Consider the following 14,066-nt stretch of genomic DNA (forward strand, 5'->3'; position numbering starts at 1 on the left):
GGGTTACTATGACAATTGGTATAATTGGAGCAATGGAAGAAGAGATTGCTCTTTTAAAACAACAAATGGAATATATTGAAGAATTAGAGGTAGCCGGGTGCTATTTTTATACAGGAATTTTACAAGATAAGAAAGTCGTTTTACTATTATCAGGTATTGGTAAAGTAAATGCTGCAATGGCTACAACCATTTTACATGAGCGATTCTCACCGACAATTATTATAAATACTGGTTCAGCCGGTGGGTTTGCTAGTGATTTACAAGTAGGAGATGTAGTGATTTCTACAGAAGTGTTGCATCATGATGTAGACGCAACAGCGTTTGATTATGTGTATGGACAAGTACCTGGTATGCCAGCAACTTATAAAGCAGATGAGCAGCTAGTTAATTTAGCCTCTGAGGTTATGAAAGATATAGAAATTAGTTCTAGAACAGGTGTTATTGCAACAGGTGATTCATTTATGCAACATAAAGATCAAACAGATATTGTTAAAAAGCGTTTTCCGGATATGTTAGCTTTAGAGATGGAAGCAGCCTCTATCGCACAAGTATGTTATAGATACAATACACCTTTTGTTATTACCCGTGCATTATCTGATATAGCAGGAAAGGAATCATCCTTGTCATTTGATCAATTTCTAGATACAGCTGGAAAAAATGCCGCTCAATTAATAATAAATATGGTTAATAAAATATAATTTGATTGATTATAAAAGCAGCCAAACTATTTAGATTGTTTGGCTGCTTTACTATATCTTTTAGTTCTGCCTTTCTTTTCGATAATACTCATGAAATACTTTCATTAATGCCCGTTTTTCAATTCTAGAGACATAACTTCTTGATATGTTTAATTTCTTAGCAATCTCACGTTGAGTCATTTCCTCACGATCATTTAAGCCATAACGATAAACAATGACTTCCCGTTCTCGTTTATCCAATACAGAAAAATACTTCTGCATTTTTGATATCTCCATATTTAACTGAATATACTCAATTACATTTTCGTTCTCTGCTTCTAAAATATCAATCAAACTGATTTCATTTCCTTCTTTGTCTTGGCCTATGGGGTCGTGAAGGGATACATCTTTCTTAACTTTCTTCAATGCCCGCAAATGCATTAAAATCTCATTCTCAATACAACGAGCAGCATAAGTAGCTAATTTGGTACCTTTATCGGTAGAGAAGCTTTCTACACCTTTAATGAGACCAATCGTTCCGATAGAAATTAAATCTTCCATATCCTCACCAGTATTTTCAAATTTTTTAACAATATGTGCAACGAGACGAAGGTTATGTTCGATAAGTTTATTTCTAGCCATCTCGTCTCCATCTTGCATAAGTTGGAGATATTTAGCTTCTTCATCTGGGGGGAGGGGTTGAGGAAAAGAATGATTCTTTACATAGGATACGAAGAATAATGCTTCTTTAATAATAAGGCCAAGTACGGATAATATTCCGGACAAACGCGATCACCTCCTAGAACTATAGCATATGTGTCAAAATAGCTAGGTATTAGCCTATGTAACACTTTATGAGCGTAGAAGTGAAATCGTGTCTGTCCAAATAAAATCAATACTTTTTATATATTTGGAAATAATTCTTTACTGCATTCTAGTGCAATTGTAGCATCATTATGAGCTACCTTTTTATTTTTGATTATTTGATACGGTTCTTTTCCTTTCCCAGCAATTAAAATAATATCGTTTGGAGAAGAATGATTTATTGCTTCACGAATAGCTTGTTTACGATCCGCAAGACAAGCATATTTATGATGTAACATTCCTTTTTCAAGGTCTTGTAATATTTTACTCGAATCTTCATGTCTCGGATCATTAATCGTTAATATAACATAGTCTGCTACCGAAGCGGCTTTTGCTAATAACGGACGTATGCTTTTATCTCGGTCACCACCCGTACCTACGACGACAATTAATTTGTTTTGCTTAAAAGGAAGTAAACTATTTATTGCTTTTGTTAGTGCATCTGGAGTATGAGCATAGTCAATGTAGATATGTCTACCTCCATAACTTTCTAATTTCTCCATTCTTCCAGGAGGGGTAGGAGTGACTTCAATTGATTTAACTAATTTTCTTAAGGGGACAGATTCTTTTACATAAACGGATGCGATCGCTGCAAGTATATTATATACATTAAACTCTCCCATAAGTTTTGTTTGGACCTGAAAGTTTCCTTCCGGTGTTATTAATTCAAATGTTGTTCCATCTTTACGATATTTTATAGCAGTAGCTCGAAAATCTGCAGCTTCATAAATACCATAGGAAACAATTTGTACAGGCGTTCGTTTTTGAAAATAATCGTACCAACTATCATCTCGATTTAAAACAGCAATCTTTTGTTTATTAGGCTGGATTGCCAGAGAACTAAATAATTGAACTTTTGTTGCAGCATATTCTTCCATACTACCGTGATAGTCCAAATGTTCATGAGATAAGTTGGTAAAGATGGCTACGCTAAAATCAATTCCCCATAAACGACCTTGTTCTAATCCATGTGACGATACTTCCATTGCCACATGTGTCACACCCTGATTCTTTGACTTATACAGCATATGTTGATTAGTTAAAATGTCACTCGTTGTATTATTACTGCTAGAATATGTATCTTCATTTATCTGGAAACCATTCGTTCCAATTAAGGCAGTAGAAAGTCCGTTGTGAGCTAATAAATGCTTAATAATGGTTGTCACAGTAGTTTTTCCATTTGTACCTGTTACACCGTACAATGTCAAGTTATGAGATGGATGATTATAGAAGGAAGCAGCTAGTGTTGCTAAAGCTTTATTTGTATCAGGAACAATAATTAAGGCTGCTTTATTTGTATCGACATCAACTTCTCTTTCTGCCACAATACATGTTGCACCATTTTCTAGAGCTTCCGTTACAAATTTATGTCCATCTACAGTAAATCCATTTATACAAATAAATAAGGAGTTATCGACAACTTGACGAGAATTGTGTGAAATTGAGGAAATAGTGTTCGGTAATTGACCAATTTGTTGTTTTATTTTTAAGGCTGAAATAAGATCAAAAGTATTCAAAGGTGATGTCTCCTTATTCTTTAAGTTATCATATCTAAGTTGTTAGTAATATTTCCAATTCCTATATTTATTAATCTGGAAAATATAGAAAAAAGAATCCAATTTTATCAATTGGATTCTTTTGTATCTTCCTTATACATATCCGTAAGATCATTGGTAGTAGTATTATCTGATAATTTAACTCCTGTTCGATATGCAGATCGTGTAATCATTAAACTTGCTAATGGGGCTGTCATAAATAGAAAAATTATCGCTAAAAGTATTTTTGCATTCATTGTACCATGAGACAAGAAATGAATAAATACTGCTAACATAATTGACATTACTCCGAGTGTCGCACTTTTTCCTGCTGCATGTGCACGAGAATAGACATCAGGCAAACGCAAAACTCCAATTGCAGAAACAACCGTAAAGAATAAACCAATTATTACCAATAATACTACGATCGTATCAATCACCGCGCTCAATAACAGCACCCCTTTCTAAGAATTTTGATAGAGCGAAGGTACCAACAAAAGCTAAGATACTTAACAGAAGTACCACATCCGAGTACACGATAGTATCTTGCTTTATCATGATGATACCAATAAAGCCTACAAGCGTTACACCAATCGCATCTAAAGCTAAAATTCGGTCAGGAATGGAAGGACCTATGATTACACGTATAAATAACAAAGCAAGCGTTATTGCCATGATTACTAATGCAATCATAAGAATCGTATTCATCATTACTTTGTCACCTCCATAATCGCTCGTTCGAATGTATTCTGTACATCACGAATCATTTCTTCTCGATCTGGAACATCAATGGCGTGTACATAGATAGTCTTACTATCTGGTGAAAAATCCATCGAAATGGTACCAGGGGTTAAAGTGATTAAAGCTGCAAGCAAAGAAATTTCTAAATCGGTATCTAGCTTTGTTTCAACAGCAACAATTCCTGGTTCATTGTTAAGTTTTGGGCTTAAAACTACTCGGACAACATCGATATTTGCTTTAATTAATTCCTTTAAAAATAAGAAAATCAATTTAATAGCCGCCCAAACTCTCCTAAAATAGAACTCGCTTTTAAGAAAGCGTCGAATGAAAAACAACAATAATATACCAATAAGATAGCCTAGTATGAAATTAATTGCAGTATAATCATTCTGTAAAAACATCCATAAAAATGCAATTAATACATTTAATAAAATTTGAAAAGGCATAGTCATTACTCCTTAAGGACAGATTCAATATAATTTGAAGGATCCATAATCTGTTCAGCAACATCCATTGAGTAAGTGAAGATAGGTTCAGCTGCAAAACCTAAAATTATCGTTAATGCAACTAATGGTATTATTGGTAATAATAACTTACCGATAGGAATATTCACTTGTTCTTCTGTATGCTTTTGCTTACCCCAGAAGGCATAGCTGAATATTTTCATCATCGAAAATAGTGTTAATAAACCTACAAGTAATGCTACTCCAGAAATCACATATTGTCCTTCTTCAAAGCCTGCCAAGATAATCGGGAATTTACTGAAGAATCCACTTAAAGGAGGTATACCAGCTAATGAGACAGCGGTAATAAAGAACATCCATGCTAGGGCAGGATGACTTCCAAGTAGTCCCCCCATTTTCTTTAAATCTGTTGTTCCCGTAATTTTCTCCGTTACACCAGCAAATAAGAATAATGCCGTTTTTACAATCATATGGTGTGCAATATAATAGATAGCTCCTGCCATAGCTAATGGTGTGAAGATACCTAGTCCCATAACCATATAACCAACCTGGCTAATAATATGGTAGGAAAGGATACGTTTAAAATCAAATTGTGATACAGCTCCTAATACACCAAATAACATTGTAAAACCAGCAATGGTAACGATAATTCCTTTATGAGTAAATCCAGGATCATGGTTGAATATAACTGTAAAGGTGCGGATGATTGCATATATCCCGACCTTGGTTAGTAATCCACCGAATAATGCCGCAATTGCAGCTGGAGGACCAAAATAAGATTTTGGTAACCAAAAGTAAAGAGGGAAAAGGGCACCTTTTGAAGCAAATACAATAAATAAGAGGATAGCTACTACATTTAATGCACCTGCTTGGTCAAGTTCTGCAACTCTTTCTCCAATATGAGCCATATTCATTGTACCAGTGATAGAGTAAATCCATGCAATTGCTACTATAAATAACCCTGAAGCAAAAACATTTATAATCACATATTTAAATGATTCTCTTAACTGATAGCCTGTACCGCCATGGACAATTAATCCGTATGAAGCAATTAACATTACCTCAAAAAATACAAATAGATTAAATAAATCACCGGTTAAAAATGCTCCATTTACACCGATTAGTAAGAAAAAATAAAGTGGATAGAAATAATATTTTTCTCTATCCGAACTAATTGTTTTAAAAGCAAAGAATAAACATACTGCTCCAACAAGTGTAGAGAGTAATACCATAAACGTTGACAGTAAGTCAGCAACAAGCACAATACCGAAAGGAGCATTCCAATTTCCTACTTCCAAAACTAAAGTACCATGTTGGTATGCATAAATAGCGAGGTATATAGCTAGAGCTAATAGTATAATTATGGAAATACCACTAATTATACGCTGTACTTTATGGTGCTTTGCAAACATTAATAATATAGCACCGATTATAAAAGGAATTATAATCGGCAAAATAACTAAATTACTCATCAGCAGAACCCCTTAACTGTTCTAGATCATCTGTTTGATGCACTTTATATGTTCGATATGCCATAACAAGCAATAGGGAAGTTACTGCAAAACTAATCACAATTGCTGTAAGTACTAATGCTTGTGGAAGGGCATCTGTATAGGCATCAGATTCAAAACTTAAAATTGGTGCAATACCTCTTTGTAATCCAGACATGGTTAGAAGAAGTAGGTGAACACCATGTGAAAGTATAACACTTGCTACAGCTACACGGAGTAAACTTCTGGACATGAATAAATAGATACTGACACTGAATACTATTCCAATGATGATTGACATCAATAGTTCCATTATTTATCATCCTCCGCGATGGTTAATATTATCGTTAATGCACTACCCACTACAACAAAGTATACGCCTAAGTCGAATGGTAGTGCTGTGGTCAATTCTACTTCCCCTAAAAGAGGAATATGAAAATAGTCAAAGAATTGAGTAAGATATGGAAATCCAAAAAGCATGGATACTACGCCAGTTATACTTGCAAAAAGTAACCCAATACCAATAATCTTAACAAAATCTATTGGTATTGATTTACGAATTGTTTTCATATCAAACGCTAAATATAGAATCAAAATGGCGCTGGCAGTCATCAAGCCACCTATAAATCCTCCTCCAGGACTATTATGTCCAGCCAATAGTAAGTAGATGGAGAAGGCGAGTATTATAAAAATTAATATACGAGCAAAAGTTTGTAACATAATATCATTCGGTTTTACTTGTTTCATACGTCTTCACTCCCTTTAAAACGGAGTTTAATTAGGCTAATTATTGATAACACAGCTATAGCTACTACAAGAATTTCTAACATCGTATCTAGACCACGAAAATCAACCAAGATTACATTTACGATGTTATATCCTCCAGCAAGTTCTTTGGAGAATTCTGTGAAATATTCAGATATAGAGGTCATCCCAGCTTTACTACCCATTGAAAATGCACTTAATGATACAAGCGTAATCATTACTCCAAATGAAATTGAAATAATTAGTTTTATCGCATGTATTCCTTTACTTGTTTTTTCCTTCTTCATCTTAGGTAAGTGATAAAAAGCAAGCATGAATAGAATAACTGTTACAGTCTCAACAAGTAACTGAGTTAGTGCCAAATCTGGAGCACGGAAAATGACGAAAAATAGAGCTACGATAAAACCAGTTACCCCAGTTGTTATAATCAAGCCTAGGCGGTTATTGATAAATGGTACTGCAATAACAGAACCTATAAACACAATTGCAACTATCCACATAAAAGGATCAATTGGTGAAAGGTCCATTGTGTCAAATGATGGAAGATCAAACTTATACATGGTATATCCTATAAGTAGGATCATAAATCCGCACATGTAAATAAAGTAATCCCGAAGACGTCCAGTCATTTGAATACGAGTTACCCATTGAGATCCCTTAATTAATCCGTCATAACCGTAGTCATAGGCATAATTAAATATATCTCGTTCGCCAAGGTAAAAAGCAGATTTTTGCCATTTACTCATTGTCAAATATAGAAGAACGCCTAGAACTATTACCCCAATTGTCATAAAGAGTTCTGGTATAAATCCATGCCAATGACTGATGTGAACTTCGAAAAATTCACCAGGAGTTAAAATTCCTGGTAATATTCCAGCCATCGCAGGCTCAATTAGCGAATATGCTAATACATTTGGGAATAGACCAAAGAGAATAACTAGAATTCCAAGAATAACAGGACTTACTAGCATTCCAACAGGAGCTTCATGTACATGATCAACTTTCAGTTTGCTGCCATCAAATTTACCTGTAAATGTACGGAAGAACATAATCATACAGTATAAGAATGTAAACACACTAGCGACCCATGCAACAACAGGTATGATGAATCCCATGGTTTCTAAGTTGAAAATGCCATATTCAGTTACATTTAACATACCGGTAAAGAAGAGTTCTTTACTTAAGAAACCATTAAATGGCGGTAATCCAGCCATAGAAGCAAGTCCAACCAATGAAACGGTTGCTGTTATAGGCATAATCGTCATTAAACCACCAAGATTTCGAATATCTCTTGTGCCAGTTTCATGATCAATAATTCCTACAGCCATAAATAAGCTTCCTTTGAAGGTAGCATGGTTAATTAGATGAAATACTGCTGCTAAAATAGCAGTGGTATACAAAGCGTTATCTCCATCTTGGAAATAGAATGCAGCAGAACCTACACCAAGTAAGCTCATAATTAACCCTAATTGACTAATTGTTGAAAAGGCTAATATACCTTTTAAGTCTTTTTGACGGACGGCAGATATGGATCCCCACGTTAATGTCGTTAGTCCAGCAATCGTGATTATCCAGAACCACTCTGGGCTCCCACCAAACACACCGGTTAATCGAGCAACCAAATATATTCCCGCTTTTACCATCGTAGCTGAGTGAAGGTAAGCACTAACTGGAGTTGGAGCTTCCATCGCATCAGGTAGCCAGATATGGAAAGGAAACTGAGCAGATTTAGTAAATGCACCTAATAATACAAGGATCATTGCAGGTAAAAATAGTGCACTCGCCATTACAATATCTGCATTAGCTATTAACTCTCGAATACTGAATGTTCCAGCGATTACATATAAAAGGGAGAAGCCCCCAAGCATCGACAAACCACCAAATACAGTGATAAACATTGATTTTTGAGCACCGTAAATTGATTTTTCTCTACCATACCAATAACTAATTAACAAGGACGAAGCAATACTTGTTACTTCCCAAAATACGTAGATAACAATAAGGTTATCAGATAATACGACCCCTAGCATAGCTCCCATAAACATTAAGAGATATACATAAAAATTGTTCAGCTTCTCTTTCTTATCCGAAAGATAATATATGGAATAAAGTACAACTAAGGTACCGATTCCAGTAATTAATAAAGCAAATAATAGACTAAGTCCATCTATGTATAAATCAAAATTGATACCAAGCGAGGGCACCCATGCAAAATGTTCAGAAATTACATTTCCTTCACGAGTACTTGGTAAAAACGAAAGAAAATAGATAAATAAAGTAAGAGGTAAGAGTAAAACAAACCAACCAGTATGCACTTTTCTTACATATTTATACAAAAATGGAATAAGAATGGCTATCAAAAAGGGGGATAGAGTAGCCCAATGTAAAACTGTCAAAGATAATTCCTCCTTTTCTATACATAAAGAACGTTAATGTTATTCAGTAGTTATCTTTCTGTTTTTAATTAAGATTCCACAATGGAAAGAAATCATCCATACTGAAATAATAATACTTGTAGTTAAGTTACATACAATATCTCCGGTGTGATAACTAATAGTTGCTGAACTATTTAACAGTATAACCTATAAGAGAAGCGTATGCATGTATAAAGTATGCAAGAAAGCTGTCTTCAAATTACAATATTAAATAGGAAAAAACAGCATCAAATGTCAAAAAAAAGTCAAAAAAAAAGGACCTTCAAAGTAGAATTTGAAGATCGCTTGCTTGTTTTAGACAAAATTAAACAGTATTTTTGATTTTGTGAGAAAGACAACGTTTATGAATTTCCTCTTCAAATAAAGAAAGAAAGTCAGGACTTAACTGTAATTCGCATGCTGTATAATAGGATTCAAGCAGTAATTCATCCGATAAATTTTCCATAATACAGCCTCCTCCTACCCCTCATCTGTCTTAAAGTTATTAATAATTTAACATGTAATTTAAGGTTGGACAAGGTTGAAGTTATCTACATAGACTTGTAGATAACTTGTGTATAAAGCTATTAATAACTTCTGTAATATACGTTATATAAACTTTTTTGATGTTAGTAAAGTTATCCACAGAATCGATATTAGTAAGAATTTGTCGAACGATTCTTCAGATAATATTGATAATTTAGGGATGATTTCACATCAATTTGCATAGAATTATTCTTTTATATGGTTATTGCTTTAAAAAACCTAGTAAGATGTTATAGGATTAGTTATAATGAGTTATTGCATTAGTGATAAGATGGAAGAACATGAGGTGTGGAGATGTTATCTAGATTTTTACCAAATGAACATGTGAAAAGTATATTTGACTTGCAACCGACCACATTAAAAGAACGTGGTATTAAAGGAATTATAACCGATTTAGACAATACCTTAGTTGCTTGGGATGTTAAGGATGCCACTCCTGAGGTTGTCAGATGGTTCCAAGAAATGCGTGATCATGATATTAAAGTAACGATAATTTCAAATAATAATCAAGAAAGAGTGCAAGTGTTTTCTGAGCCGTTAGAAACGCCATTTGTTTATAGTGCAAGAAAACCATTAAGCAAAGCATTTAAAACGGTGGCTAAAGAAATGGAATTATCTAAAAAAGAAATTGTAGTTGTTGGAGATCAACTCTTAACAGATGTGCTAGGAGGAAACTTTGCAGGATTTTATACTGTTTTAGTTGTTCCTATTGTCGAGACTGATGGTAAAATTACGAGAATAAACCGTACGATCGAACGCAGGATTTTAAATTATATGCGTCGAAAAGGAAAAATTAGCTGGGAGGAATAATTTTGGAGCAAATCATTTGCCAAGGCTGTGGAGTAGAAATCCAAACTTCGGATCCGTCAGAAGCTGGTTACGCGACACCAAGCTCTTTAAATAAGGAAATAGTATTGTGTAAACGTTGTTTTCGTTTAAAACATTATAACGAAATTCAAGATGTAAATATATCTGATAATGATTTTTTACAAATGGTAAGTTCTATTCGAGATACTAACGGACTAATCGTTCATATTATTGATATTTTTGATGTGGACGGAACATTATTAAAAAGTTTACCTAGAATTACGGGTGACAATCCAATAATTCTCGTTGGGAATAAATTAGATTTACTTCCAAAATCAACGAATGTAAATAAACTGAAAAGTTGGTTGCAACGAGAAGCTAGTCAGTTAGGAATAAAGGTAAAGGATATTGCATTTATTTCTTCAATAAAAGGTACTGGGATAGAATCGCTAAAACAATTAATCGAGACGCATAGAGATATGAAGGACGTATTTATTGTTGGTACAACAAATGTTGGGAAGTCTACATTTATAAATAAATTGATTGAACAGTCAACAGGGGAAGCAAATGCGATCACTACCTCTTATTTTCCTGGTACAACATTAGGTTTTATTGAAATACCTTTGGATGAGCATAACGTTTTAGTGGACACTCCTGGTATAGTAAATAAACAGCAAATGGCTCATTACGTTTCAGATAAAGATTTAAAGACGATTACACCTAGAAAAGAAATTAAAGCAAGAGTGTATCAATTACAGGATCAACAAACATTGTTTATTGGCGGATTAGCTCGTTTAGATTTTCTAAAAGGGGATAAGCAGTCGTTTGTTTGTTACTTTTCCAACGAGTTATCTATTCATCGAACAAAATTGGAAAAAGCAGATCAATTATATAAAGATCATTTGGGAGAGTTATTGTCTCCGCCACATGCTGAATACATTAGTAGCTTACCTGAATTTGTAGGAAAAACGTTTAAGTTAAATGATGAGAAAACGGATATTGTATTCCCAGGATTAGGGTGGATCAGTGTGCAAGGTAAAGGAGCAACTGTACAAGCTCATACTTGGAAAGGTATTTCAATTACTGTTCGTAAATCACTTATATAAGTTAGTTGGAGGGAGAAAACGTTGACATTATCTTTAAAATTAATTGGTTATCCAATAGAACATTCGATGTCACCGTGGATTCATAATGAATTTCTAAAACGTTCAAATCTGGAAGGTTCTTATGAACTTTTTGAAATTAATCCGCAAGACAGTTTTGAGGATAATATAGCAAAACTTAAAAGCACACCATTGACCGGTTTTAATGTGACGGTTCCTTATAAGCAAAGGATTATGCAATACCTAGATCATGTTGATGATACCGCAAATCTCATGGGTGCAGTAAATACCGTAGCTATAAATGATGGAAAATGGATTGGATATAATACAGATGGACAGGGTTATTTACGATCCTTATATGCAGCATATCCTTTTTTGAATCGAGTAACGGATAAACGTGTATTAATCCTTGGAGCTGGTGGAGCGGCAAGAGGTATTTTTCATGCTCTTGTAAAAGAAGGTTACAATAATATAAAAATAGCTAATCGAACTTTGAGCCGCGCAGAATCCATTGTTGGAACAAATAAAGAAGCATTAGTAATCAGTTTGGAAAAAGCAGTATCCGAATTGGATCAATTTGATTTGATTATTCAAACTTCTGCAGTTGGGATGAATGAACCGCGTTCAATAATTGCATTAGAAAATATTAATGAAGAAACGGTTGTAAGTGATATCGTATATCAACCTTTAGAAACTCATTTTCTGCAATTAGCAAAACAAAGAACTCCTTATATTCACTATGGTCATACTATGTTGTTATATCAAGCGCAAGCAGCATTTGAGATATGGACAGGCACACATGTTAATGTATCCGATATGGATATGCAAATCGAACAAATTTTGAAAGGAAGATAATAATGCTAACAGGAAAACAAAAAAGATATTTACGATCTCAAGCAAACCAACTCAAACCTATTTTTCAAGTGGGAAAAGACGGGGTTAATGAGAATATGGTTGTACAAATAGAGGAAGCACTGGAAAAAAGAGAATTAATTAAAGTAAGTGTTCTTCAAAATTGCATGGAGGACAAGGATGTAGTTGCTGAGCAAATTTCAACTTCAGCTAATGCTGAGCTTGTACAAGTAATTGGCAATAATATCGTATTATATAAAGAGTCATTGGAAAATAAACAGATTAAGTTACCATAACAGAAACACAGAAGGTGATTAAAATTGAGGAAAATAGGTATCCTCGGTGGAACTTTTGACCCTCCGCATATTGGTCATTTATTGATAGCAGAAGAAGTTAGAAGAGCAAAACAATTGGATGAAATATGGTTTATTCCGACGAATACACCTCCACATAAGGAGGAAACAACCACAAGTGCAGAACATCGAACATCGATGTTACAACTAGTGATTAGAAGTCATCCTTCATTTAAGTTAAATAAAATAGAATTACAAAGAGAAGGGAAATCATATACGTATGATACCATTCGTGAATTAAAAAAAACGTTCCCTTCTATTGAATTCTATTTTATTATTGGTGGGGATATGGTAGAGTTTTTGCCTAAATGGTATCGAATAAATGAATTGTTAGATATAGTTACTTTTGTCGGTGTGGAACGACCAGGATACTCTCTGGAAACGACTTATCCTGTACATTTTGTAGATATACCCACTATTCATTTATCATCCACAATGTTGAGAGAAAGACTACAACAAAAGGAATGGGTTCGATATTTACTACCTGATTCTGTTATGCAATATGTGAAGGAGCATCATTTATATGGATTTAGATGTAATTAAACAAGACGTGAAAGATCAATTAACAGAGCATAGATTCGCACATACGTTAAGAGTCATGGATACTGCAATTGACTTATCGAAACGATATGATGAATCTATTCCTGATGCTGAATTAGCAGCCATTTTTCATGATTATGCGAAGTATTTTAAGTTAGAAACAATGAAGCAGATCATTGCGGAAACCGATCTCCCTAATGAATTATTAGATTATCATCATGAATTATGGCATGGACCGGTAGCGTCGCATATTATAAAAGAAAAATACGGGGTACAAACAATTGATGTAATTAATGCAATTAAATATCACACAACCGGCAGAGCAAAGATGTCTCAATTAGAAAAAATTATCTTTTTAGCAGATTATATTGAACCAGGAAGACAATTTCCCGGTGTAGAGGAAGTGCGGGAGATGGCACAAGAAGATTTGGCAAAAGCTTGTTGGATGGCAGCTAAAAATACGACGATGTATTTAATATCTAAGAATAACACGATATACCCTGATAGCATACATGCCTATAACGACTTGCGAAATCAAATTAATGGAGGAATTTAAATGAATAAACAAGAATTAATAAAACATGTTGCAGAAGCATGTGATGATAAACGAGCAGAAAATATTATTGCATTAGATATGAATGAGGTATCTCTCGTTGCAGATTATTTTCTAATTTGTCATGGGAGTAATGAACGACAAGTTCAAGCAATTGCTAGAGCAGTTAAAGAAACTGTAGAAGAAAAAGGTTTGAGCATAAAAAGAATCGAAGGCTTTGATCAGGCTCGCTGGGTATTAGTAGATATTGGAGATATTGTTTGCCATATTTTCCATAAAGATGAACGGTACTATTATAATTTAGAAAAATTATGGGGAGATGCAAATCAAATCCCACTACATTTAGGACAGGAACGTTAATG

At 34.1% G+C, this 14,066-nt stretch carries 18 protein-coding genes; 8 read left to right on the top strand and 10 right to left on the bottom strand.

The window, feature by feature from the left end; genetic code table 11:
* Nucleotides 1-8 precede the first annotated feature (8 nt).
* Nucleotides 9-698, top strand: coding sequence for a 5'-methylthioadenosine/S-adenosylhomocysteine nucleosidase (gene mtnN, locus ABC346_RS12345; RefSeq protein WP_413235127.1), 690 nt, complete (start codon nucleotides 9-11; stop codon nucleotides 696-698).
* A 60-nt stretch (nucleotides 699-758) separates the two neighbouring features.
* Here mtnN and sigK read toward each other — a convergent pair whose 3' ends face one another.
* From sigK to ABC346_RS12395, 10 genes are all read right to left on the bottom strand, one after another.
* Complete coding sequence (sigK, locus tag ABC346_RS12350; protein WP_413235128.1) at nucleotides 759-1,463, bottom strand: RNA polymerase sporulation sigma factor SigK; 705 nt, start codon at nucleotides 1,461-1,463, stop codon at nucleotides 759-761.
* Nucleotides 1,464-1,579: 116 nt separating this feature from the next.
* The gene (locus tag ABC346_RS12355; RefSeq protein ID WP_413235129.1) at nucleotides 1,580-3,058 is read right to left on the bottom strand and encodes a UDP-N-acetylmuramoyl-L-alanyl-D-glutamate--2,6-diaminopimelate ligase; all 1,479 of its coding nucleotides are present in this window, start codon (nucleotides 3,056-3,058) and stop codon (nucleotides 1,580-1,582) included.
* Between the two features lie 107 nt (nucleotides 3,059-3,165).
* Nucleotides 3,166-3,516, bottom strand: a complete 351-nt coding sequence (gene mnhG, locus ABC346_RS12360; RefSeq protein ID WP_413236552.1) for a monovalent cation/H(+) antiporter subunit G — start codon at nucleotides 3,514-3,516, stop codon at nucleotides 3,166-3,168.
* Entirely contained in the window at nucleotides 3,509-3,787 is a 279-nt protein-coding gene (locus ABC346_RS12365) for a Na(+)/H(+) antiporter subunit F1 (RefSeq protein ID WP_413235130.1), read from the bottom strand. The genes mnhG and ABC346_RS12365 overlap by 8 nt, the downstream gene beginning before the upstream one ends.
* Nucleotides 3,787-4,263, bottom strand: a complete 477-nt coding sequence (locus ABC346_RS12370) for a Na+/H+ antiporter subunit E (RefSeq protein ID WP_413235131.1) — start codon at nucleotides 4,261-4,263, stop codon at nucleotides 3,787-3,789. The genes ABC346_RS12365 and ABC346_RS12370 overlap by 1 nt, the downstream gene beginning before the upstream one ends.
* Nucleotides 4,264-4,268: 5 nt before the next feature.
* Nucleotides 4,269-5,753, bottom strand: a complete 1,485-nt coding sequence (locus ABC346_RS12375; RefSeq protein ID WP_413235132.1) for a Na+/H+ antiporter subunit D — start codon at nucleotides 5,751-5,753, stop codon at nucleotides 4,269-4,271.
* Nucleotides 5,746-6,084: a Na(+)/H(+) antiporter subunit C gene (locus ABC346_RS12380; protein ID WP_413235133.1), complete on the bottom strand. Its 339-nt coding sequence runs from the start codon at nucleotides 6,082-6,084 to the stop codon at nucleotides 5,746-5,748. Before ABC346_RS12380 ends, ABC346_RS12375 begins: the two co-directional genes overlap by 8 nt.
* Nucleotides 6,084-6,518, bottom strand: coding sequence for a Na(+)/H(+) antiporter subunit B (locus ABC346_RS12385; protein WP_413235134.1), 435 nt, complete (start codon nucleotides 6,516-6,518; stop codon nucleotides 6,084-6,086). Before ABC346_RS12385 ends, ABC346_RS12380 begins: the two co-directional genes overlap by 1 nt.
* Nucleotides 6,515-8,932, bottom strand: coding sequence for a Na+/H+ antiporter subunit A (locus ABC346_RS12390; protein ID WP_413235135.1), 2,418 nt, complete (start codon nucleotides 8,930-8,932; stop codon nucleotides 6,515-6,517). Before ABC346_RS12390 ends, ABC346_RS12385 begins: the two co-directional genes overlap by 4 nt.
* Before the next feature lie 343 nt (nucleotides 8,933-9,275).
* Complete coding sequence (locus ABC346_RS12395; RefSeq protein ID WP_017797104.1) at nucleotides 9,276-9,416, bottom strand: sporulation histidine kinase inhibitor Sda; 141 nt, start codon at nucleotides 9,414-9,416, stop codon at nucleotides 9,276-9,278.
* Nucleotides 9,417-9,790: 374 nt separating this feature from the next.
* On the opposite strand from ABC346_RS12395, the gene ABC346_RS12400 reads away from it, so the two are divergent.
* The 7 genes from ABC346_RS12400 to rsfS are packed head-to-tail and all read left to right on the top strand — an operon-like array spanning nucleotide 9,791 to nucleotide 14,064.
* Complete coding sequence (locus ABC346_RS12400) at nucleotides 9,791-10,306, top strand: YqeG family HAD IIIA-type phosphatase (RefSeq protein WP_413235136.1); 516 nt, start codon at nucleotides 9,791-9,793, stop codon at nucleotides 10,304-10,306.
* Between the two features lie 2 nt (nucleotides 10,307-10,308).
* A complete protein-coding gene (gene yqeH, locus ABC346_RS12405; RefSeq protein WP_413235137.1) occupies nucleotides 10,309-11,409 on the top strand; it encodes a ribosome biogenesis GTPase YqeH in 1,101 nt (366 codons plus the stop codon).
* A 21-nt stretch (nucleotides 11,410-11,430) separates the two neighbouring features.
* Nucleotides 11,431-12,261, top strand: coding sequence for a shikimate dehydrogenase (gene aroE / locus ABC346_RS12410; RefSeq protein ID WP_413235138.1), 831 nt, complete (start codon nucleotides 11,431-11,433; stop codon nucleotides 12,259-12,261).
* A 2-nt stretch (nucleotides 12,262-12,263) separates the two neighbouring features.
* Nucleotides 12,264-12,554 carry a ribosome assembly RNA-binding protein YhbY gene (gene yhbY / locus ABC346_RS12415; protein WP_413235139.1) on the top strand — a complete coding sequence of 97 codons (291 nt, stop codon included), beginning with the start codon at nucleotides 12,264-12,266 and terminating at the stop codon, nucleotides 12,552-12,554.
* 24 nt (nucleotides 12,555-12,578) lie between these two features.
* The gene (locus tag ABC346_RS12420; protein WP_413235140.1) at nucleotides 12,579-13,154 is read left to right on the top strand and encodes a nicotinate-nucleotide adenylyltransferase; all 576 of its coding nucleotides are present in this window, start codon (nucleotides 12,579-12,581) and stop codon (nucleotides 13,152-13,154) included.
* Entirely contained in the window at nucleotides 13,135-13,707 is a 573-nt protein-coding gene (yqeK, locus tag ABC346_RS12425) for a bis(5'-nucleosyl)-tetraphosphatase (symmetrical) YqeK (RefSeq protein WP_413235141.1), read from the top strand. Before ABC346_RS12420 ends, yqeK begins: the two co-directional genes overlap by 20 nt.
* On the top strand, nucleotides 13,708-14,064 hold the full coding sequence (rsfS, locus tag ABC346_RS12430; protein WP_017797097.1) for a ribosome silencing factor: 357 nt from the start codon (nucleotides 13,708-13,710) through the stop codon (nucleotides 14,062-14,064). It abuts the gene before it with no gap.
* Nucleotides 14,065-14,066: the final 2 nt, after the last annotated feature.

The organism is Oceanobacillus phoenicis (assembly GCF_047238145.1).
GTDB lineage: Bacteria > Bacillota > Bacilli > Bacillales > Amphibacillaceae > Oceanobacillus.